Origin of the sequence: Thermosynechococcus sp. PKX82 (assembly GCF_031583255.1) — a bacterium.
GTDB lineage: Bacteria > Cyanobacteriota > Cyanobacteriia > Thermosynechococcales > Thermosynechococcaceae > Thermosynechococcus.
In genome coordinates this window covers 709,221-730,752 of record NZ_CP134169.1, presented here as the reverse complement: position 1 = coordinate 730,752, position 21,532 = coordinate 709,221, and the positions used below count along the sequence as shown (strand labels likewise).

The following is a 21,532-nucleotide window of genomic DNA, read 5'->3' as shown; positions in this document are numbered from 1 at the left end:
CTATGGCCATTACCCTCTGTATGATTGTACGGGATGAGGCGGCACGCTTACCCCAATGCCTTGCCAGTGTGGTTGGTGTGGTGAATGAGGCGGTGATTGTGGATACGGGGTCACAGGATGAAACGGTGGCGATCGCCCGCCAGTGGGGAGCACGGGTCTATGAAGTTCCTTGGCAAGAGGATTTTGCTGCCGCTCGCAACATTGCCCTGCAATATGTCACTACCGAGTGGGTACTGGTTCTCGATGCGGATGAAACGCTGACACCGTCATTTGCCGCCGTACTGCCTGAGATCTGCCGACAACCGAATTGGCTGGTGGTGATATTGCTGCGGCAGGAATTGGGCGTTGTGCCCCCCTATACTTATGTGTCGCGCCTCTTTCGTCACCATCCCGACCTCTTTTTTCAGCGTCCGTACCACGAAACGATTGATGACAGCGTTCTTGCCCTGCAGCAGCGGGAACCCCATTGGCAAATTGGTCAAGTTAACCGTGTGGCCCTTGTGCACAGTGGCTACCTTGGTTCCCAGCGACAACAAAAGCAGGAACGGGCGGAGCGGATCATGCGCCGCCACCTTGAGCAGCACCCTGAGGATGCCTACCTGTGGAGTAAATTGGCAGGGGTGTATCTGGCTAAAGGAGCTTGGCAGCAGGCTCAGCACTGTCTGGAGCAGGGGCTAAAGGTCAAAAGCGTCCCCCCCGCCGTTGCCTACGAACTCCACTATCAACGGGGCAATCTCTACGCCGAACGCGGTGAGTGGCCGGCAGCAATCCAAGCCTATGAAACCGCCCTCAGAACCCCCACCCCTGAGGTGATGCATCTGGCAACCTATCTGCGGCTGGCGGAGGCTCAAAAGCAATTGAAACGCTGGGGCGATGCCCTTGCCACCTACGATCGCCTGCAAGCCGTGGATCCCACCTGTGCCTTAGCCTATCAAAATCAGGGAGCCCTGCTGCTGCGTTTAGGACAACTCAGACCGGCCCTTGACAAACTGCGGCAAGCCATTCATTTACTGCAGGCTCAAAATCCCCAAGAAGCGCAACGCCTCAGCCAAGAACTGCAAGCCATGGGACTGCTGTAGCTTACCACTGGGCGGCAATCGGCATCCGCCAACCGGAACCAAAGGCGCGATCGGTCACTTTCAACCCCGGTGCCGCCTGCTGACGTTTGAATTCTGCCCGTTGAACCATGCGGCGCACCCGCTGCACTAAGTCTAGATCATATCCGGCAGCGGCAATTTCCTGATCTGACTGGTGGCGATCGATCATTCGTACCAAAATGCCATCGAGAATGTCGTAGGGCGGTAGGCTATCCTGATCCGTTTGGCCGGGTTTGAGTTCGGCACTGGGGGCTTTGGTGAGAATGGGGGGGGGAATGACAACGGCACCAGCGATCGCCAGATCGGGAATCGGATGCCCTTGGGCGGCCTGCTGATTCAGCCAATGGCAGAGTTCATAGACACGGGTTTTGGGCACATCGGCAATGGCTGCAAGGCCACCATTCATATCGCCGTAGAGGGTGCAGTAGCCCACCGCTAGTTCAGATTTATTACCCGTGGAAATAAGCAAGTGGCCAAACTTGTTGGCGATCGCCATCAGCAGCGTACCGCGAATACGGGCTTGGATATTTTCCTCGGCAACTCCACTGGGGGTACCAGCAAATAGAGGCGCCAGCACCTCACTGTAGGTCTGCATCAGGGGCGCAATCGGTAAGATCTGCGTGGCAATGCCCAGATTTGCGGCCAATTCCTTCGCATCGGTTATCGAGTGATCGGAACTGTAGGGAGAGGGCATCAACACCCCCAGCACCTGTTGGTTGCCCAAGGCTGCCGTCGCGATCGCTGCCACCAAGGCGGAATCAATCCCCCCACTGAGGCCAATGACCACTTGTTGAAAGCCACATTTGCGGACATAGTCGCGCACCCCTAAAACCAAGGCTTGCCAAATTTCCTCAGGTTCGCCCGTGGCTGCAGGGGCGATCGCCGTTGGTTCGAGGTCTCCCTTTTCCCAGCGCACGGCTAGGTAGTCCTCACGAAACCCCTTGGCTTGGCTAACGATCTCACCCTGACGATTCACCGCTAAGCTGCTGCCATCAAAAATCAAATCATCATTGCCTCCCACCTGATTGGCGTAGATTAAGGGACAGCCATATTGGCGAGCCGTATGTTCAATCAACGCCTGCCGTAACTTCGGTTTGCCAACACAGTAGGGCGATGCCGAAAGATTCACAATCAGATCTGCTCCCTGGGCCACCAATTCAGCAACGGGATTGCGCTGGTAGTACCGCTCTCCCCAAAACTGCTCATTGTTCCAGAGGTCTTCACAGATGGTGACGCCAATTTTGAGTTGATCGCTGGCCGTCGTCAGCGTAAAGAGATTCTCCGTACCGCCGGGGGCAAAATAGCGAGATTCATCAAAGACATCATAGGTGGGCAATAACTGCTTCGCAAAGGCCTGCTGCACCTGTCCCCCCTTCAGCAGGGCTGCGCCATTGTAGAGGGGCTTTTCGCCCTTGACGCCAGCGGCGGGATTGGCTAGCACTGTGCCCACTAAAACCGCCACATCAGCCGGTAAGGCAGCGGCAAGGCGGTGCAGTTCTGCTTGAATCGCTTCAACAAAGTAGCGGTTGAGGAGCAGATCCTTGGGGGGGTAGCCACAGAGGGCGAGTTCAGAGGTGATCAGCAGATCCAGAGGGTGCTGGCTGCGGATCTCTTGGACTGCGGTGAGAATTGCTTGGGCATTGGCTTTGAGACTGCCGACGGTGGGGTTGAGCTGCGCAATCCACAGATGCACGGCCATAGGAACTCCTCAAAAAGTTTAGACAAAAACTAGGGGTTTATCCTTCAGCGGCGCAAAGGCCTCGCGATCGAAACGGTAGAGGGTTGCCGGTCGGCCCGCGCCGCGGATCACTTTTTGGTGCGTATCCTGCAAAATGCCGAGTTTCAAAAGCCGTGAGCGGAAATTGGAGTAGTCGGAGAAGTTGGCTCCCAAAACGGTGCTGTAAAACTGATAGAGATCATTGAGGGTGAAGTACTCTGGCAGCACATCAAAGGCAACGGGGCTGTACTCCAGCTTATTGCAGAGGCGGCGGTGACCATAGGCCAAGATTTTGCTATGGTCAAAGGCCAGTTCTGGACAGGTACTTAGGGCAAACCACTGCACGGGACATTCGCCGGCGGCAATCAGTTCCGCATCAGCAAAGCGCACCAAGGCAAAGTAACTCACAGAAAGATAGCGCTTGCCATAGGTGCCCTCGCGGGGATCTCGCGCCGGTTCGCCAAAGGTGTACAGTTGCTCCAGATAGAGGTTACGGACGCGAATTTTTTCCGCTAGGGTGCGATAGGCAGCGGCTTCAAGGGATTCCCCCTGCCGCACGAGGGTACCGGGGAGGCTCCAATACCCGGCAAAGGGCACCTGTTGTCGCTGAACCAGTAGCACAAGAAGGCGATTTTGATCCGTATCCACAGAGAAAATAACGTTGTCCACGCCAACAACAAATTCCGCAAGGGGTAAAGGGGAGGCGCTCATGGCTGGGAGTAGAGTCCTTGCTGCTGAATGTACTGGGCGATCGCCGGCAGGAGTTGTTGTTCATCCCGCTGTTGCCGATAGGTCGTCGAGGAGACCGCCGGCCCCCGATAGTCAGCCAGTTCCACTTGGGGACATAGTGGCTGCACGGCTTGCCAGTCCTTGGGGTCAATGACAACACCGGGACGCTGCAAGACCAACAGTTGCACCTGTGCAAGCAGTTTCTCCGCCTGATACCACTGCGGCAGTTTAGCGAGAACATCACTGCCCACCACTAGGGTAAGGGGTTCATTCGGCCACTGCTGCTTTACCTGCTCCACGGAATGGATGGTGTAGGGGTGGCTGAGTTCGGGGTGATGCTCCACATTGGCACGGTTGAGGCTGCGCACCAAGAGATTGAGCATGGCTTGGCGATAGGGTAGGGGGGTTTGCTGCCCTTTGAAGGGATTATCGGCTGCCCACACTAGGACGCGGTCATAGCGATCGCTCAACCACTGGAGAATATCCCCGTGGGCGGCGGTGGGTGGATCAGCGCTGGTACCAAAAAGGGCAATCGTCATGGATGCTGTCGCAACTGTTGAATCAGGGCTTCCAAGGCAGGGGAATAGACCACGGGCTGGGTGACATCGAGGAGCGTCTCTGGCAATTCTGCCAAACTGGCGCGGTGGCGATCGCGAATTGTCGCCAAGGACTCCGGGGGAGAGAGGGGGCGCCCTGCCTTCATGACGGGTTCGAGGAGCGGTCTGCCCCAAACATTTTCCTCGCTGGCAAGGGCAAGGCAATCCCCACTGGGACGGCGATAAATTTGTTTGCGTCCGGGTAGGGTCATTTTGCCACTGGAGACCTTCATCACCCCCTGACCATTGATCTCGACTAGCTTATAGACCCCGTTGACAGGATCCCCCGTTACCAGCTTCGTGCCAATGCCATAGGCATCAATACAGGCACCGGCTGCTCGCAGGCGGCGAATTTCCCCCTCATCGAGATCCCCACTGGCAATAATTTTCGCTTGGGGCAGGAGCTGGCGAATTTTCTGGGAGAGGCTAAGGAGATCCCCTGAATCAATGCGAACAGCCTTGACAACAATTTCCCCGGCCGCTTGGCGATCGGCAAGGGTGGCAACGGCAGCGAGGGTGTCGTAGGTATCGACCAACAGTGCGCCTTCGGGACAGTAGCGCAGGAAAACCGTAAAGGCATCCTGTTCTGTACCAGCAAGGGTGGCGATCGCCATCACCAGAGAATGCGCCATCGTGCCTGTGGGGGAAACCCCCAACTGCTGTGCTGCTAAGACATTCGAGGTGGCTGTAAATCCGGCGGCGAGGGCTGAGCGTGCTGCCCATAGGGAAGCTTGGGGACTAAAAGCACGCCGTGTGCCGAATTCCAGCAGATCTACCTCTTCTCCCACCAACTGTCGCAACCGTGAAGCGCGGGTAGCCACAAGGGTTTGGTAGTTCACGATATTGAGCAGACAGGTTTCTAGCCACTGGGCTTGCCAGAGGGGGGCTTCAATCCGCAGCAGGGGTTCTTGGGCAAACACCACTGTCCCTTCCGGAACCGCCCAGACATCCCCACGAAACTCACTGTGGCTCAACAAGTCCCAAAATGCTGCAGGTGCCCGCTCAAAAACCGCTAGACTTTTCAAGTAATCAATTTGCTGCGGGGTGAATTGCACTTGTTGTAGGTATTCCAGTACCTGAGCCAACCCCATGGCCACCAAATACGTATATCCTCGGGGTAGTCGCCGCACACTGAGTTCAAAGCTAGCGGGTGTCCAAGCCAAATCCTCACCTGCGTAGGTGGCCACCATTGTCAGTTGGTAGAGGTCCGTCAGCAAACTGTAATCACTGGCGGCCAAGGTGAAACCTGTCATGGCTTTGAGAGGTGAAGGATGTTTTATTTATAGTAATTTTTACCATAATTGTCAAGGCAATCCCATATCGCTGTGTAATCCGCAAGAGTGTTCAGTAGGCGAGCCGATCGCCAGCGTTCGACGCCAAAGCCAAGGGCACGACAGGGTTGCCACGTTTCAAAGCACTGAAAAATTGCCGTGCGGGCGATCGCCCCTTCGAGGGCAGAGGAAAAGACCAGCCGTTGCGGTTCTAAACCTTGACGCAACAGGACACTCAAGCGTTCTGGAGAGCCAAACAGCGCTGGCTTAATCACAAAGCGTCCCGGCCAGCCGCGCTCTAACCAACGCTGCAATTCTCTTGCACTCACTACGCTCTCATCGAGGGCGATCGCGGTTGTCACCGTCTGAGACAGCCTCAATAGGGCTTGCCATTGGTCAGGGGGTAGCGGTTGCTCCACATACTCAATTTTGCCGTTCCCATGGCGATCGAGCCAAGCAAACCACCGCTCTGCAGTGGCCAAATCCCAACCCCCATTGGCATCAAGGCGTAATTTAGCCCCCTGAGGCAGGGCTGCCAGTAAGGTCGTGAGGATTCCTTGCTCCTCCTCTGGGGACAGGACACCGACTTTCCACTTGAAGGTGGTTTGCCCCCGCTGCCAAGGCTGCTGCCACTGCTCAAGGGCGGCTCGACCACTGCCTAAAAGGGCGCAGATTGGCCAAGGGTGAATCCTATAGGGCAATTGCCCGACACTTTGCCATGCGGTGGCAAAACCAAACTGGGCGGCGGGTAAGTCCTCAGGAATTGCGGCAATGATCTCTGGGCTGAGGTGACAAGGCAGTTGCTGACACAGGGCAATAGCGGCACTGAGGGTTTCGCTGCCCCAGCCGGGAAGGGGGGCAATTTCACCGTAGCCCACTTGACCTTGTTCATCTTCAAGGCGTAGATAAATTCCTGAGCGCGATCGCCAGACCCCCTGCGCCGTTGCCAAGGGTTCTCGAAGGAGTTCCTCATACACCCGCCATTGCCAGCGCATCCGTGCAGGCCGCTAAACCCGTTCAAGCGTTGCCTCGAGCAAATGTTTGAGCTTATGGCTGTTGTGAATCCCACTCAGCAGCGTGTAGTGATTAGCATCCAGTTGCCAGTAGTGCTCGAAGCCTGTACAGCGGTTGGCATCCCCCAGCAAAATAAACTGCTGCACGATCGCATGGGGCGTAATCCATCCCTCTCCCTCCAGCCGACCCAAGAGACTATGTTGGAGCACATAGGTAAACACCTGCTCATCCACTTCCAACTTCCCCCGCGACTGCAACACTAATTCTGGCTTAACTTGATCGGGAAAGGTGATCTTGGCGGCCATTGAAAACCAGTCATCTTGGCCGTAGGAGACGAGAATCCTCCCCGTCACCGGAATCGGCTCCTGATTTGCCTCTAACCACATTCCCTTGAGCAGCCACCGCCCCCCATCAACTAAAAACGTATGATTCACGTTTCTCATATCCCCAATGGCTGTCCTGATTGTAGCCTTCCCCAATTTTCAGTGCTAGAGAGCAGCAGCAATTTTTGGAAGTCTCTCTGGCCGCAGGGGGCGATCGCTATGATTAAAGGAATAGTCAAAGAATATCTTTGCTGCCCTTCCCTAGAAACTGAACTTCCATGCAGCGTCCTTGGCAATCCTGTTCTGCTCACCCTGCCCCCTTAGAGTTTATCGAGCAAGTCAAGAGCCTCCACCCCGATGCGGGGGCAATCACTGCCCAGTTGCTTTGGCAGCGGGGCTATCGCGATCTTCATCGGCAAGTGCCCGCTTTTTTAAATTGGCGACACTACCAACCTGCCTCTCCCTTTGAGTTTCCAGAAATGCAAGCTGCCCTAGCCCGTTTGCAGAAAGCCCTAAACAATCAAGAAAACATTGCCATTTGGGGAGACTTTGACACCGATGGGGTCACGGCCACCGCCGTTCTCTGGGAAGGGCTAAAACCCCTTTTGGGGGCGCAATTGGTGGACTTTTATATTCCCAATCGCCAGCACGACTCCCATGGTCTCTCGCGCCATGGCCTTGAGGAGCTTCAAAAAAAGGGGGTCTCCCTGATCATTACCTGTGATACGGGCTGTACCAACGGTGCTGAAATTGCCCTTGCCCGTCAGTTGGGGATGGAGGTGATTGTTACCGATCACCACACCCTTGAACCCGCTTCCTTGGGGGCTGTGGCGCTGATCAATCCGCGGCAGTTGCCTTTGGAGCATCCGCTGCGCCATTTATCCGGGGTCGGCGTCGCCTACAAATTTTTGGAAGCCGTTTATGCAACGTGGCCAGAGAAAACCCAGGGGTATGCCCTCGAAAACCTCCTTGATTTGGTGGCCATTGGCCTGATTGCCGACTTGGTTGAATTGAGGGATGAGTGCCGCTACCTTGCCCAGCGCGGCTTGGAACAACTCGGCAAGCGTCAGACCCTCCGCCCGGGGATTGCTGTCCTTTTGCAGGGCGCGTCCAAAGACACGGCTCGGCAACGGCAGATTAGTTTTACCGTCGCACCCCGCCTCAATGCTGTCAGTCGTGTAAAGGGAGATGTGCGGCCTTTGATTACGCTGTTGACTACCCAAGATTGGCGCCAAGCGCGGCAGTTGGCACAGCACATTGAAAAAGTGAATGCAGAACGGCAGCGACGCCAAAAAGAGATTGCTCAGATGGCCCATGCCAAGGTGGCTCAGTTGGACCTCTCAGCATCACGGGTGATTCTCCTCACCGATGACAGTTGGCCCTTGAGTCTTTTGGGGCTGGTGGCAAATGAGATCGTGAAAACCTATGGCCGCCCGGCAATTTTGCTTCAGACCAATCCAGAAACGGGCATGGCCGCAGGTTCAGCGCGCTCCGATGGCTTTGTGGATCTCTATGAGGCACTCCACAGTCAACGGCACTTATTTGAGGGATTTGGCGGGCATCCCTATGCAGTGGGCTTTCGGCTGAAGGTGGCGCATATTCCCCTTTTGGAAGCCGCCCTCAACCAATTCTTGGCACAAAAAGAGGGCACGGCGATCGCGACACCAAAACCCTTGAGGATTGACTTGGAAGTGAGCTTGGATCAACTCAATGAGCGATTGCTCAAGGAACTAGAAGTGCTGGCTCCCTTTGATTCTACTCACCATCCTCTCCCCCGCTTGCTGGTGCGAAATGTGAAACTTACTGACCTCAAAGATAACCAGAACAGGGGGAATCAGAACATCAGAAAATACGTCTCAATGCTGCTCCGCGATCCCCAAGGGAAGTCCTCCTTTCCTGCCAAGTGGTGGGATCATCAAGTGGCGGATTGTCCCAAAGAACGCTGTGATCTGGTGATTGAGCTAGAGCAGTGGCAAAAGTCCCTATCAGCCATCATTAAAGAGCTGCGACCCAGTGCAACCAATGTCATCCAATCGGCCTCTTTTCAGTCCCTCATGGATTATCGCGATCGCCCCCACGAGGCAAGCGGCAAGGGTCTGCGCGTCGAAACTTGCCCGACATCACGGGAAAGCTGGCGCCAGTGGATTCAGCGAGCGAAAAGGGAACAGCAACCTTTAATTCTGGCCTACTCTCTCCCTCCAGAGCAGGACGCCCTAAAAGTCTGGCAGGCATTTTTGACGTTATGCCAACAGGCCAGTCAGCAGGGAACATCTTTACAACGCGAGGAGTTGCGGGAACACCTTGGCATTGAAATGGCCACCTTGAACTATGCCCTCAATGTGCTGGAGACACTGGGGGTTCAAGTTATGCAGAGCGGAGAAGAGTTTTGGTGTGAGTGGCCACCTGAAGTGAAATCTTCCCGCCATACGGCAGTGGCCTTAGAGACCTTCACAGCAGCGATCGCCGAGGAAAATTTCCGTCGTCGCTATTTCGCCGCCGCCCCCCTCCCAGCGCTTCAGGAAACACACTAAAAACTGGCTACAACTTTTTTCAGCAGGGAACCTGAGGAACACACACGAGCCGACAGGGGAAACACACAAAGGCGGGAACACACAGGCAATCAACGTTGATTGAGAGAAGAAGAGCGATCGCTCTAAGGAGAGCCTCAGTCTGGTTACACACAACGTGCCTCGGTGCAATGCCTGCAACCGTACTTTTATGCTCCCACGGCTGCCTTTGGCTGCCCACCGTGTTTCCACTCAATTTTTTGAGTCTCAGCAGCGCAGAAATCTTTGCCAAAATCCCGTAAAACCACGGATGCCTAGACGTACATCGCCTCCATGAGGGCATCGCTCATCGTGACGTTGGTGGCCACACTTTGAATATCGTCGAGAGCTTCAAGGGCATCCATCAACTTGAGGACGCGCCGCGCGGTATCTTCATCGGTGATTTCTACCGTATTCATTGAGACCCAGCGGCTTTCGGTGTCGAGAACAGTGTAGCCGTGTTCTTTCAGGGTTTCGCTGACGGTTTCTAGGGCAGGCACGGGACAGCGCACCTCAGCTACATCCCCTAGCATTTCATAGGTTTCCACATCAGCCGCTAGGAGTGCCTCAAGGAAGGCTTCCTCATCTGTAGGGGCGGTAACAGTAACAATGCCCCACTGCTCAAACATCCAGCCCACACAGCCGGTTTCGCCGAGGTTGCCCCCTTGCTTATTGAAGGCTGCCCGCAGATCCGCTGCCGTGCGATTGCGATTATCCGTGAGGGCCTCAATCAAAAACGCCACACCCCCCGGCCCATAGCCTTCGTAGCGAATTTCCTCTAGGGGGGCATCACTCTCAAGCGTACCCGTCCCTTTGGCGATCGCCCGCTCAATATTTTCACTGGGAATCCCCGCGGCTTTTGCCTTCTCAATCGCACTGCGCAGTTGAAAGTTGCCCGCTGGATCCCCTCCCCCATGCCGCGCCGCGATAATAATCGCTCGCGATAGCCGCGCAAAGGTCTTGCCCTTTTGGGCATCCACCCGCGCCTTTTGCCGTTTAATGTTTGCCCACTTACTGTGACCTGCCATAGGGGAAACACATGCCAAAAGTCAAGAAGAACCCCGCTGAAATCAACGGGGCAAGTCAACAGGGTTATTTTGATCGAAGCTATCTTTAACGGAAACCGACAGCGGCTTGCCAAACAAAGGCCAAGGCCAAAAAGAGCACAGGAATTACCGGCAGCACATCCACGAGGGGATCAAAAATGGCGTAGGCTTCCGGGAGTTTAGCAACCAAAACTAAAGCATCAATCATGGTGTTTTCCTAAAAGAATTCAGCGATCGCAAGAGAACTGAAAAAATAGTACCATAGCCACTGCGGCAACGGGATCGCCATGCCAGACATTCTCCCTTTATCCGAAACAGACCTGCATGACTTTTGGATGCAACAGGCGATCGCCCTCGCAGCACAGGCAGGAGCTGCCGATGAAGTGCCCGTAGGCGCGGTGATTGTCAGTGCGGAGAATGAACTCATTGCCACGGGGGAAAATCGCCGCCAGCGAGATCATGACCCCACTGCCCATGCGGAAATCATTGCCCTCCGCCGCGCGGGTCAACGTCTAGGTACGTGGTATTTAACGGGCTGCCGCCTCTATGTGACCCTAGAACCCTGCCCGATGTGTGCCGCTGCCATTGTTCAAGCCCGCATTCACACCCTCATCTACGGGACGACCGATCCAAAAGCTGGGGCCATTGATTCAGTGCTGCAACTTCCGCAAAGCCCAGCGGTGTTCCACCGGATTCAGGTGATTAGCGGGGTTCAGGCGGCGGCCTGTCGGCAGCAGTTGCAAACGTGGTTTCGCCAGCACCGTCAGAGAGAACGGCAATAATGCCCGCATCCCCCACTCGCTCCCGTAGGGTTTGGATGGTGTCACCCAGTAGGGGGTGTCGCCAGTGGGGGGCGATCGCTGCAAGGGGCACAAGGACAAAGGGTCGCTCGGCCAAGCGGGGATGGGGCAGGGTGAGTTCGGCAGTGGTCATGACGCGATCGCCATAGAGCAGCAGATCCAGATCAAGCGTGCGGGATCCCCAATGCTCTTGCCGTTGGCGACCAAACTGCGTCTCAATCCTTTGCAGCGTTTGCAGAAGTGCCCAAGGGGAAAGTTGCGTTCGGGCAATCAGACAGCCATTCCAGTAGTCCGGTTGCGGGGGGCCTATCGGGGTCGTGCGATACCACGGCGAGCAGGCTAAGACATGAATCCCCGGCGTTTGGGCAAGCACTTGGACGGCTGAGCGCAGTTGTAGCAATGGCTCACCAAGGTTGCTTCCGAGGGCGATCGCCACGAGGGGGGGGTCAGACGGGGATATACTTAAGTCAGTGCATTCTGCCATTGTGCCTGTGTAGAGTGCCTGCCACTCCTCCTGTTATACCTGCACTGTTCACCTATTGCCGAAATTGTTGTGGATCTCCAGACTCTCTTTCACACTGCAACCCCCGTCATTGGTGTTGTCCACCTCCTGCCCTTACCCACCTCTGCCCGTTGGGGGGGGAGCCTGAAGGCCGTTATTGACCGCGCAGAACAGGAAGCCACAGCCCTCGCCTCAGGGGGCGCCAATGCCATTATTGTTGAGAATTTCTTTGATGCTCCCTTCACCAAAGATCGGGTGGATGCCGCCGTCGTCAGTGCCATGACCTTGGTGGTGCAGCGGTTAAAGAATCTGGTGGCCTTGCCCATTGGCCTGAATGTGCTGCGCAATGATGCCTTCAGTGGTCTGGCGATCGCTGCCTGTACCGGGGCACAATTTATCCGCGTTAATGTGCTCACTGGGGTAATGGCGACAGATCAAGGCATTATTGAAGGCCAAGCCCATCAACTCCTGCGCTACCGCCGCGAACTGGGGCAAGACATCAAAATTTTTGCCGATGTGATGGTAAAGCACGCCCAGCCGCTCCACAGTCCGAACCTCGCCACTGCGGTACGGGACACCTTTGAACGGGGACTCGCCGATGGGGTGATTCTCTCCGGTTGGGCAACGGGACATCCGCCCACTGAGGAAGATCTATCCGTGGCCGCCAGTGCCGCCAAGGGACAACCCCTCTTTATTGGCAGTGGTGCCTCTTGGGACAATGTGGAGCAATTAGTGCCCTACGTCAACGGCGTCATTGTTGCCAGTTCTCTGAAGCGCAATGGCCAGATTGAACAACCCATTGACCCCATTCGTGTCAGCCGTTTTGTCGAAGCATGGCAGCGAGCCCACCACAAGATTCAGGAACTCAATCGCGCCAATGGCAACTGCCGGGGGTCGATCAATGAACCCCTGCCAGCCATGGTTGTGCACGGCCAAAAATGAGATCAGGCGATCGCTCCTGTTAACTGCGGAACGTAGTGTCCAAGACCATTGAGGTTGAGGCGATAGCTGCGGGGATGGGCAATCAAGTAGGCCGTGCTGCTAAAAATTTGCTCTAACTCCACAAGGCCATTTTCCTTGAGGGTGCGCCCCGTTGACACCAAATCCACAATCGCCTCTGCCATACCCGTAATCGGCCCCAGTTCCACTGAACCATAGAGTGGCACTATATCCACGGGCAAATCCAACTGCTGGAAAAAGGCATCGGCACAGCGGACAAACTTTGAGGCGACGCGGCAATGGGGGGGCAAATCGCGGGCACTGCGGTAGGGGCTAGAGGCTTTGACGGCCACCGATAGCCGACACTGACCAAAACCGAGATCCGCTAGCTTGGCCACGTGGGGATTTTTTTCCCGCAGCACATCGTAGCCCACAATGCCCAACTGCGCTTGACCATACTGCACATAAACCGGGACATCTTGGGCACGTACCAAAAGGGCGCGGGCACGGCCATCCTGAGAAAGCACCTGAAGTTGGCGATTTCCCGGCTCGAGGAGCGCTTCAAAATTTAAGCCCACCCGTTGGAAGTAGGCAATACTATCTTTGAGTAGGGCACCTTTGGGTAGGGCGATCGTTAGCATGGCCTAAACACTCTGAATCTGCAAATAGGTTGCCCCATCACTGAGGGCTTCGATCTGCGGTGGCGCATCACTCTCAATCCAAGCAATATAGGGAATCTGGCGATCGCGGGCATAGGCGCGGATTTGTTCTGGCGTCAGATCTAGAAGTGCCAACTCCACCCGCGTCGAGCCATCCAAGCGTAGGGTTTGGGCATGGTGGAGGGCAGCAGCGAGGGCGTTGCTTGTGCGGGGAACCACCAGCCATTGACTACGGGGAGCTAAGAGGGCGGCTGGGGGAATGGCGATCGCCTGCAGGAGCGCCTCGACATTAAAGACAAAACCAATCCCCGGCACCGTGGCACCGTCCGGATGGTAAATACTGAGCAGTTGATCATAGCGCCCCCCTTGAGCCACCAACCGCAGTTCCGTTTCCGTGGGAATTAAGACCTCAAAGATAATCCCCGTGTAGTAATCAAAGGACTGCACAAGGCTGAGATCAAGGGTAATCGCCAAAGACTCAGCCACCAAGCCCAACAACTGTTGCAATTCCCCAAAGCGATCGGCCACCCCTGCCACGTCAGACCACTGCGCTAAGCGTTCCCCCACTTCCCTTGGAGTGCCCCGCAGATCAAAGAGGGCAAGGGCGCGATCGCGCCAAGGGGTAGGGAGAGCCTGCAAACTCACGCGGTCTAAATTAGCCAAGCACTGGCGCACCGTTTTTTGCAGCTCCGCTGGAAAGGGACTGAGCAACTGTTGCGTCAGGTGGGCATCCCCCACCAAGAGATAGGCCTCCTCAACCGCTAGTGCCCCAAGGCACTCCTGCACCAGCCAGAGAATTTCTGCATCCGCCGCTAAACCTGTTGCCCCCAGTAGCTCCACTCCCGCTTGGAAAAATTCCTGCTGGTTGCCCAACTCTGCCACGGTTGTCCGCCGAAAGACATTGGTTTTGTAATAGAGCCGTTGGGGCAGTTGCCTGCCTGCCATACGAGTCACAGCAGCGCGAGCGATCGAAGCCGTTAATTCTGGCCGCAATCCCAAGGGTTCATCACCGCTTCCTTGGACTTGAATGACTGTTTCTGGATGAACGGTTCCCCCTGCCGTCAATGTGGCCAAGGTCTCGATCGTCGGCGTAATAATTTCTTGATACCCCCAGCTTTGAAAGACGCGCTCCAAGCGCTGCTCTAGCCACCGTTGCCGTGCCACATCAAGGGGCAAAATATCGCGGGCACCACAGGCAGGTTGATACACCATAGTGAATTATTTTTTCCCAAAAAGACCAAAGAAGGAGGATTTCTTTTTCTCCGGTTTTGGCGGCTCAGTATTTTTTTGCTGTTGCTGGGCTTTGCGCTCCCTCTTGCTAATTGCTTCGAGTCCCTGTATGGCCGTCACCTCTTGAGGATTGAGCTTCAGGGCTTGATTAAAGTGAATTTTGGCCATACTGAGGGAGCCTTGTTGCAGATACACCTTGCCTAGGAGAGCATTGCAGCGGGCACTGCGGGGGTCAATTTTCAGGGCATCCTTCAATTCTTTGATGGCTTCCAGATAAATGCCTTTATTAAAGAGTTCCTCTGCCCGTCGGAAGTATTGCTCTGTAAATTGCTCTGTTTTGGGAGCCTCTGTCGGCGGTGTCGTCCCTGTGGCGGCTGCTGGTGTGGCACGCACTTGGGTTTCATCTGATTTGGGTGGGGGTGCAGGCGTAGAAACCGTGGCTGTGGTTGCCTTGCCGCCTGCCGATCGCCACAGATAAATCAAATTGAGTTCACTAATTTGTTCGCTAATTTTCAGGGCATTGTTTAAGTCTTTGTACTGATCTTGGGCAAGGGTATTGAGCGCCTTTTGATAGGCTTCTTCAACATTGGCAGCGTTAAAGACTTCCTGTGCCAAATCAAAGGTGGGCGTTGGCACAATATTGGCCGTTAGCAGTTGCTTTTCAAGCAAGCGCAAAATGACTTGATATTCTTCCCGCTCTTTTTCTTGGGAAAGCACCTCATAGGCAGGATTCACAAACTTGGAGAGCAAATCACTGGCCATTTTTTTGCCCGATTCATCATCACGGCTGTCGGGGTGCAGTGTCTTGGCAATTTTGAGATACCGCTTGCGAATTTCCCCGGGTGCTGCCGACAATGGAATCCCTAGGGCAGCATGGAGATCCCGTTTGGAGTTAAAGCGACCCAGACCGTGATTGATCTCGAAGGGCATAATCAGTGAAACCGCAGGGGCAGAACATCATTAGATTATACCTGCTGATAGAGGGGGTTGGTGGCCAAACAATTGGGTACCTTCATGGCTCCGCCACGCTAGCGCGAAAGGGCAGCTTTGAATCTCTGAAATGCCCCAGAGTACCGCATTTTGGTGGTTTTTAGGGAAAGCGGACGATGGGACTCGAACCCACGACGTTCAGCTTGGGAAGCTGACATTCTACCACTGAATTACGTCCGCAGTCTTGCAGTCTATAATTTTAGCACGAACTGTCCGGCTGGCGATGGTGTTCGACTGTAATAACGGTATGCACATTGCCACGGGGGGCAAAGTCCCCTTTGATTTTCATGTAGAGGGGGTCGCAGGCGGCCACGAGATCATCGAGGACTTGATTCACCGCTTCTTCGTGGGAAATGTAGCGATCGCGATAGCTGTTGATGTAAAGCTTAATCGCTTTTAGTTCCACCACCTTTTCATGGGGAATATAGCTAACGTAAAGCGTGGCAAAGTCAGGATAGCCAGAAAATGGACACTTACAGGTAAACTCCGGCAGGGTAATCTCAATGGTGTATTGCCGACCGGGACGTGGATTGGGAAATGTAATCAGTTGCCCTTCTTGAATGGCGCGTTCGCCGTACTTCATTTCTGATACTTGCATTGTTTGGTTCCAACAGCTTGAGAACGACTCAGAGATTCTCTTTAGACCATAAGTAAAGTTTATCAAGATTTAAGTTCCTAGCCCCTCGACACCAACGTTGCAGGGTGAGAATAGGGTAGAGAGGTTGTTGAGGCGAGAGTGCCATGGAACGTTATCAGCCAAATGGAACCCCTCTCTCAGAGGCCGATAAAGCAGAACTAGCCCAACTCAAACAACTGCTAGAGCGAGCGATCGCCGACGGCGTATTGACTGCCGACGAAATGGCGCAAATCAAGCGACAAATTCGCGCCGATGGCAAAGTCACCTATGAAGAGCTAGAGCTTTACCGCCAGTTTGTGGAGGAGAAAATCCACCAAGGGCTTTTGGTGCGGGAAATTCGCTAACGCCCTAGACTTTGTAGGGGATGTTGGTGTCCTGAAAGGAGTGGGCTGGATTCAGACCCATCAAGATCACGGTGTCAATGACATGGATAATACCGTTCTCCGCTTCAATATCAGCGGCAAGGACAGTGGCGTTTTTGACTTCCAAGGGATGATCGCCATGAATCGGAATAGTGGAACCTTCGAGGGAAGTGACAATTTCCATCTTTTTCAGGTCGGCGGCTTTGTAGGCACCGGCAACCACATGGTATTTGAGAATCCGCGCTAACTGGGGAGGATTTTGCACAAGGGAGGTAATGGTGCCATCGGGCAACTTGGCAAAGGCATCATCATTGGGGGCAAACACCGTAAAAGGCCCCGGCGATTGCAGGGCTTCCACCAGATTGGCCACCTTGACAGCAGTCACTAGTGTGGAAAAGCCGCGAGTATTCACTGCAATATCAACAATGGTTGCCATAAAAGCGTGCCCCACAACTGCGATGAAAATGCACAACAATGGTTTGCGATCGCCCCATTCATCAAGAGGATGGGGACTGTAACAAACGCTAGAATTAGCATACTGAACCCACGTCCTAGGCGCTAGCGATCGCTGGCGTCAGCCAGATAGGGAAATTTAATCATGGCAATCGCGTCGGTTAATCCCACAACCGCTGAGGTCTTAAAAACTTTTTCCCCCTTAGGGGCTGAGGAAGTGGAGAGGGCGATTGCCCAAGGGGCGACGACCTTTGAGACCTATCGTCTGACAGCCTTTGAGCAGCGTGCCCAGTGGCTAGAAAACACAGCAAATCTCCTGCAACAGCAGCGGGATGCGCTTGCTCGCCTCATGACCCTTGAGATGGGTAAACCAATGACAGAGGCGCGGGCTGAAATTGACAAATGTGCGTGGGTGTGTCGTTACTATGCCGAGCAGGGGACAGCTTTCCTGCGGCCTGAATTAATTCCCACAGAGGCAAGCTACAGCGCGATTCATTACCAGCCCCTTGGCATTATTTTGGCCGTGATGCCGTGGAATTTTCCCTTTTGGCAGGTGTTTCGCTTTGCGGCTCCGGCCTTGATGGCGGGGAATGTGGTTCTGCTCAAGCATGCTTCTAATGTGCCTCAGTGCGCGCTGGCGATCGCCCAGCTCTTGAGGGAAGCGGGCTTTCCTGCGGGGGTCTTTCAAACCCTGCTGATTCCCGGCAGTGCCATTGCTGATCTGGTGGCGGATCCGCGTATTAAGGCAGCGACTCTCACGGGCAGCGAAGCAGCGGGCAAAAGTTTAGCCCAAGCAGCAGGTCAGCACCTCAAGAAAACCGTTCTGGAACTGGGGGGAAGTGATCCCTTTATTGTCATGCCCAGTGCCAATATCCCTCAGGCGATCGCCACCGCTGTCCAAGCCCGCATGATTAACAATGGCCAATCCTGCATTGCGGCTAAACGCTTTATTGTCCATGAGGCTGTCTATGACACCTTTGCCGAGGGCATGAAAGCTGCCTTCGAGACGTGGGTAATTGGCGATCCCTTGGAACCCACCACACAACTGGGGCCTCTTGCTACTGCCGCCATCCGTGATGAACTCCACGCCCAGGTTGAACTTGCCCTTGCCCATGGTGCCAAGGTCTTTTACCGCCGCAACCTTGATCTGCCGAGCCATTGTCAGCAGGGGTATTTCTTTGCGCCGACGATGTTGGCAGAGGTCACTCCAGATAACCCCGTGTTTCATCAGGAGCTATTTGGACCTGTGGCGATGCTCTTTCGGGTACCGTCCCTAACTGGGGCAATCGAACTGGCCAATGCCACACCCTTTGGTTTAGGCGCCAGTGCTTGGACACAGGAGAGCGATGAAGCGAAGATCCTCGTGCGGGATCTCGAAGCGGGTGCTGTCTTCATTAACGCGATGGTCAAGTCGGATCCACGTTTGCCCTTTGGCGGGATCAAGACCTCTGGCTATGGCCGTGAACTGGGACGGGCAGGACTGTTGGAGTTTGTCAATATTAAAACAGTGTGCCGCTACGGCGATACCTAACTGAGGGCATAAAATTTCCATTCGCGATCGCCCTTGAGTTCTAAAACGTACTTGTGGTACTGCATCAGGCTCTCACGGTGGCCAACACTAATGTAGTTGCGGGTGGTGCGCTGAATGTGCTCATAGACCCGTTTTTCGTTGGCTAAGTCTAGGGCGCTGGTGGCTTCATCCAAAATGGCGTAGGGGCGGTGATTCAGCAGCAGGCGGGCGATCGCCAGTCGTTGTTGTTCCCCAAGCGACAGCACATCATCCCACGCTAATTCCACATCCAGACCACCGACGCGATCCGGCAAATGTGCCAAGTTGACTTCGTTAAGGGCGTGCAAAAGCACATCGTCTGGGGTTTGGCGATCGCCACTGGGGTAGAGCAGTTGGGTGCGCAACGTACCCAGCACCATATAGGGGCGTTGGGGCAAAAAGAGCACTTCATCTACGGGGGGACGAATAATACGGCCACTGCCACTTTGCCAGAGTCCAGCGATCGCCCGCAGGAGCGAACTTTTACCCACCCCACTCGGCCCCATAATCACCACACTTTCCCCCGCCTCAAGGGCAAATGTGACATCTTCCACCAGCCGCCGTGCTAAGTTCGGTGTATCCACAGCCACGTGTTCTAGGGCAATGTAGGACTTCTCCACCAATTGAATTTGGGATTGGGGGGGCACTGGGGGCGTTGTCAAAACCTCATCAAACTCTGCCAAACGCTCAATACCCGCAATAAAGCCCGTGAGGTTCGTAAACTGGTTCACAATGATTGAGAGTGCCCCCAGCACCTGCGAGAAAGCAAAGCTGGCTTGGCTAATAGCACCAAAGTCAATCTCACCAGCAAAGTAGCGGGGAGCAACCACAGCTGCTGGCACAATCACCACAAAGTAGTTGTAGGCCGTGGTGAAAAACTCCAGATTGCGCTGCCAACCAATCAAGAGGTTAAAGTTCCGCAGCACCTCGAGAAAGCGCTGACGCACCTGCACCGACTCTTGGCCTTCACCGCGATAAAAGGCAATGGACTCGGCATTATCGCGCACATGAACCAAGCCATAACGAAAATCGGCTTCGCGCCGCAGTTGGTTAAAGTTCAGCCAAATCAGGCGTTGTCCAATCAAAACGGTCACAATCGTACCGACAATGGCATAGCCAACCAAGGTCAGCGTTAGGGTTTGGGAGATACTCCAGAGAATGCCACTAAAGGCAATGAGGTCAATAATTTCGCCCAGAATGATCAGTAGAAACTGGAGTGAGGTTTGGGTAAAGGAGCGGATATCCTCGGTGATCCGTTGATCAGGGTTATCAATCTCGCCTTGGTTTTCGATGGTGTAGTAGGCTCGATTCTGGAAATAGCGATCCAAAAAATGACGGGTGAGCCAATCCCGCCAGCGCAACCCTAGATATTCGCGCACGTAGCGATAAATGACGACAATCGGCGTCCCCACCACAAAAACGCCAGCATACACCAAGAGGAATCGCCAGTAGGTTTCAGCATTTTTCTCCGCCAGTGCCGTCTGGAAGAAGCGCCCGACAAAGCTAATGATCACGTTGAGGCCACTCACGGAGAGGGAAAGCATCAGCAGTAACCCCAAGAGTGCCCACGCTTGCCACCGAGGCAGCAGGGGTTGCCGCAGCAGCGCAAAGACGCCCAAGGGGAGAATCACCGTCCCCAGCAGAATACTACGGCTGAGGGGCTGTGCCCACAGGGATTGAATCATCTCCATGAGACCGCCGGCAATTTGTCCCATCAGTTCGGGGGCAAGGGCATTGAGGCCAAAGGTGATAGCTGCTGTCAGGCCAAAGAGAACACCAAACATGAGGGCAATGACCAGAAAAAGCAGCAGGATAAAGATCACACTGCTGCCCCAGCGATCGCGGGGAAAGAAATAGGGTTGGGCAATCCGCAGAAACTGCCCCCAAACACGGAGATTAAAGCGATGGGTCGGCTGCGACATTGGCTTGTTCCTCGACAGTGGCAAGGGGCTACAGGCCTACTATTGTAGTGGGGGCAGCTACAGAGGAGAACGGATGCGCCATAAAAAAACGGCACCCACCACATCTCATATCTCACCGTGGCTCTATTGGGGGTTATGGCCAATTCATCGCCTATTTTTGCCCCTTTACTTTTCGCGGATTACGATTGTCGGTCGCGAGCAGTTGCCCAAGGAGGGTCATTTCTTGCTTGCCCCCAAGCACTGTAGCCGTTGGGATCCGGTGATTTTGCCCTTGGTGTGGCCTTATCCGCTACGCTTTATGACCAATGCGATCGAGTTTGGCGGGGTGCAGGGCTGGTTTATCCGTCGTCTGGGTGCCTTTGCTGTGAACCTCAACCGTCCTCAGCCCAGTAGTTTGCGCCATGTGCTGGAGATTCTCAATGCAGGTCAGCCCCTAGTGATCTTTCCCGAGGGTGGGATTGTGCCGGATCAGGTAGTACGTCCCCTGAAGCCCGGTCTTGCCCGTCTTGTCTTGCAGGCCGATCGCCCCCTGCCGATTTTTCCCGTTGGCATTGCCTACGATCCACAGCCGCAGTTTCGTGCGCGGGTAGCCCTTTGGATTGGAGCGCCCCTGTGGACGCCCGCTGAGCGCGAGGGCAACCTCAAACAACAGGCACAGGAATTGACCCAGCAACTGGAAGCAGCCTTACATGCAGCCGTGCTTGAGGCCCGCAAATGTGCGGGATCGCAGGGCGAGTAGAGCTACTTTGTCACTAATCACACAATTGGCCTAGATCAAGAGAATTTTGTAGAATAAAGACAAGATTGAACAAGTCCTCAAAAGCCTCAATCTTGATATTTTCCAAGCTTTGAGCGAGCGATCGCCCACCAATAGGGGTGTACTTAAAGACTCTTTATTAAGTTAGGCAACGTTGCGAAACAACCACCAATCCTAAAAGTTAATTAAGACAGCAGGCAAATTGTGCTTCTGCTTTTATGCTGAAATTATAGTTTTACCAAGCGCAGCACTGTACTGCTCTTTTCCCAAGAATGGAGCACGTTCAAAATGGCTAGCTACATAACAGATGTACCCCCTAGGCCGTAGGCAAGACGTAGAGAGGAATTGAAAACAGAGTTTTTGTTAACTGGGATACTTTCTTAAGCGATTAAA

At 54.6% G+C, this 21,532-nt stretch carries 22 protein-coding genes and 1 tRNA gene; 7 read left to right on the top strand and 16 right to left on the bottom strand.

The features are described from left to right. The first annotated feature begins 2 nt into the window (after positions 1–2). Positions 3–1,079: a glycosyltransferase gene (locus tag RHH53_RS03445; RefSeq protein ID WP_310744094.1), complete on the top strand. Its 1,077-nt coding sequence runs from the start codon at positions 3–5 to the stop codon at positions 1,077–1,079. A gap of 1 nt (position 1,080) precedes the next feature. Here the strand turns inward: RHH53_RS03445 and RHH53_RS03440 are convergent, their stop codons facing one another. The 6 genes from RHH53_RS03440 to RHH53_RS03415 are packed head-to-tail and all read right to left on the bottom strand — an operon-like array spanning position 1,081 to position 6,867. Further along, positions 1,081–2,796 (bottom strand): NAD+ synthase, encoded by a 1,716-nt coding sequence (locus RHH53_RS03440; protein WP_302678843.1) that lies wholly within the window; start codon positions 2,794–2,796, stop codon positions 1,081–1,083. 18 nt (positions 2,797–2,814) lie between these two features. Then, entirely contained in the window at positions 2,815–3,525 is a 711-nt protein-coding gene (locus tag RHH53_RS03435) for an NrtR DNA-binding winged helix domain-containing protein (protein ID WP_206201071.1), read from the bottom strand. Continuing rightward, positions 3,522–4,082: a nicotinate-nucleotide adenylyltransferase gene (locus RHH53_RS03430; RefSeq protein WP_302676822.1), complete on the bottom strand. Its 561-nt coding sequence runs from the start codon at positions 4,080–4,082 to the stop codon at positions 3,522–3,524. Before RHH53_RS03430 ends, RHH53_RS03435 begins: the two co-directional genes overlap by 4 nt. After that, complete coding sequence (locus RHH53_RS03425) at positions 4,079–5,392, bottom strand: nicotinate phosphoribosyltransferase (RefSeq protein WP_310744093.1); 1,314 nt, start codon at positions 5,390–5,392, stop codon at positions 4,079–4,081. Before RHH53_RS03425 ends, RHH53_RS03430 begins: the two co-directional genes overlap by 4 nt. 23 nt (positions 5,393–5,415) lie before the next feature. Further along, on the bottom strand, positions 5,416–6,405 hold the full coding sequence (locus RHH53_RS03420; protein WP_310744092.1) for an o-succinylbenzoate synthase: 990 nt from the start codon (positions 6,403–6,405) through the stop codon (positions 5,416–5,418). 12 nt (positions 6,406–6,417) lie between these two features. Beyond that, the gene (locus tag RHH53_RS03415) at positions 6,418–6,867 is read right to left on the bottom strand and encodes a hypothetical protein (RefSeq protein ID WP_206201067.1); all 450 of its coding nucleotides are present in this window, start codon (positions 6,865–6,867) and stop codon (positions 6,418–6,420) included. A 158-nt stretch (positions 6,868–7,025) separates the two neighbouring features. Between RHH53_RS03415 and recJ the strand changes: the two genes are divergently transcribed. Beyond that, entirely contained in the window at positions 7,026–9,278 is a 2,253-nt protein-coding gene (gene recJ / locus RHH53_RS03410) for a single-stranded-DNA-specific exonuclease RecJ (RefSeq protein ID WP_310438056.1), read from the top strand. 290 nt (positions 9,279–9,568) lie between these two features. On the opposite strand, the gene RHH53_RS03405 is transcribed toward recJ, so the two are convergent. Beyond that, positions 9,569–10,321 (bottom strand): YebC/PmpR family DNA-binding transcriptional regulator, encoded by a 753-nt coding sequence (locus RHH53_RS03405; protein ID WP_310438055.1) that lies wholly within the window; start codon positions 10,319–10,321, stop codon positions 9,569–9,571. An 85-nt stretch (positions 10,322–10,406) separates the two neighbouring features. Next, on the bottom strand, positions 10,407–10,547 hold the full coding sequence (locus RHH53_RS03400; protein WP_011056031.1) for a photosystem II reaction center protein K: 141 nt from the start codon (positions 10,545–10,547) through the stop codon (positions 10,407–10,409). Between the two features lie 79 nt (positions 10,548–10,626). On the opposite strand from RHH53_RS03400, the gene tadA reads away from it, so the two are divergent. Continuing rightward, positions 10,627–11,121, top strand: a complete 495-nt coding sequence (tadA, locus tag RHH53_RS03395; protein WP_302678838.1) for a tRNA adenosine(34) deaminase TadA — start codon at positions 10,627–10,629, stop codon at positions 11,119–11,121. Here the strand turns inward: tadA and folK are convergent. After that, positions 11,042–11,623 carry a 2-amino-4-hydroxy-6-hydroxymethyldihydropteridine diphosphokinase gene (gene folK, locus RHH53_RS03390; protein ID WP_206201063.1) on the bottom strand — a complete coding sequence of 194 codons (582 nt, stop codon included), beginning with the start codon at positions 11,621–11,623 and terminating at the stop codon, positions 11,042–11,044. The two genes, tadA and folK, sit on opposite strands and share 80 nt — an antisense overlap. A gap of 69 nt (positions 11,624–11,692) precedes the next feature. Between folK and btpA the strand changes: the two genes are divergently transcribed. Continuing rightward, positions 11,693–12,583, top strand: coding sequence for a photosystem I biogenesis protein BtpA (gene btpA / locus RHH53_RS03385; RefSeq protein WP_149820900.1), 891 nt, complete (start codon positions 11,693–11,695; stop codon positions 12,581–12,583). A gap of 2 nt (positions 12,584–12,585) precedes the next feature. Here the strand turns inward: btpA and hisG are convergent, their stop codons facing one another. From hisG to queF, 5 genes are all read right to left on the bottom strand, one after another. After that, on the bottom strand, positions 12,586–13,221 hold the full coding sequence (hisG, locus tag RHH53_RS03380; protein ID WP_206201062.1) for an ATP phosphoribosyltransferase: 636 nt from the start codon (positions 13,219–13,221) through the stop codon (positions 12,586–12,588). 3 nt (positions 13,222–13,224) lie between these two features. After that, the gene (locus tag RHH53_RS03375) at positions 13,225–14,451 is read right to left on the bottom strand and encodes an ATP phosphoribosyltransferase regulatory subunit (protein WP_206201061.1); all 1,227 of its coding nucleotides are present in this window, start codon (positions 14,449–14,451) and stop codon (positions 13,225–13,227) included. Between the two features lie 6 nt (positions 14,452–14,457). Continuing rightward, positions 14,458–15,399: a DnaJ domain-containing protein gene (locus tag RHH53_RS03370; protein WP_302678837.1), complete on the bottom strand. Its 942-nt coding sequence runs from the start codon at positions 15,397–15,399 to the stop codon at positions 14,458–14,460. 168 nt (positions 15,400–15,567) lie between these two features. Continuing rightward, positions 15,568–15,639 (bottom strand) — tRNA-Gly (locus tag RHH53_RS03365). 19 nt (positions 15,640–15,658) lie between these two features. Next, positions 15,659–16,057, bottom strand: a complete 399-nt coding sequence (queF, locus tag RHH53_RS03360) for a preQ(1) synthase (protein ID WP_149820908.1) — start codon at positions 16,055–16,057, stop codon at positions 15,659–15,661. A gap of 143 nt (positions 16,058–16,200) precedes the next feature. Between queF and RHH53_RS03355 the strand changes: the two genes are divergently transcribed. Then, on the top strand, positions 16,201–16,440 hold the full coding sequence (locus RHH53_RS03355; protein WP_310453321.1) for a hypothetical protein: 240 nt from the start codon (positions 16,201–16,203) through the stop codon (positions 16,438–16,440). Between the two features lie 4 nt (positions 16,441–16,444). On the opposite strand, the gene RHH53_RS03350 is transcribed toward RHH53_RS03355, so the two are convergent. Continuing rightward, a complete protein-coding gene (locus tag RHH53_RS03350) occupies positions 16,445–16,894 on the bottom strand; it encodes a fasciclin domain-containing protein (RefSeq protein WP_302678835.1) in 450 nt (149 codons plus the stop codon). Between the two features lie 162 nt (positions 16,895–17,056). Between RHH53_RS03350 and RHH53_RS03345 the strand changes: the two genes are divergently transcribed. Then, positions 17,057–18,442, top strand: coding sequence for an NAD-dependent succinate-semialdehyde dehydrogenase (locus RHH53_RS03345; protein WP_310744091.1), 1,386 nt, complete (start codon positions 17,057–17,059; stop codon positions 18,440–18,442). On the opposite strand, the gene RHH53_RS03340 is transcribed toward RHH53_RS03345, so the two are convergent. Then, complete coding sequence (locus RHH53_RS03340; protein ID WP_206201056.1) at positions 18,439–20,382, bottom strand: ABC transporter ATP-binding protein/permease; 1,944 nt, start codon at positions 20,380–20,382, stop codon at positions 18,439–18,441. The two genes, RHH53_RS03345 and RHH53_RS03340, sit on opposite strands and share 4 nt — an antisense overlap. A gap of 73 nt (positions 20,383–20,455) precedes the next feature. On the opposite strand from RHH53_RS03340, the gene RHH53_RS03335 reads away from it, so the two are divergent. After that, positions 20,456–21,121, top strand: a complete 666-nt coding sequence (locus RHH53_RS03335; RefSeq protein WP_302678833.1) for a 1-acyl-sn-glycerol-3-phosphate acyltransferase — start codon at positions 20,456–20,458, stop codon at positions 21,119–21,121. The last annotated feature ends 411 nt before the right edge of the window (positions 21,122–21,532 follow it).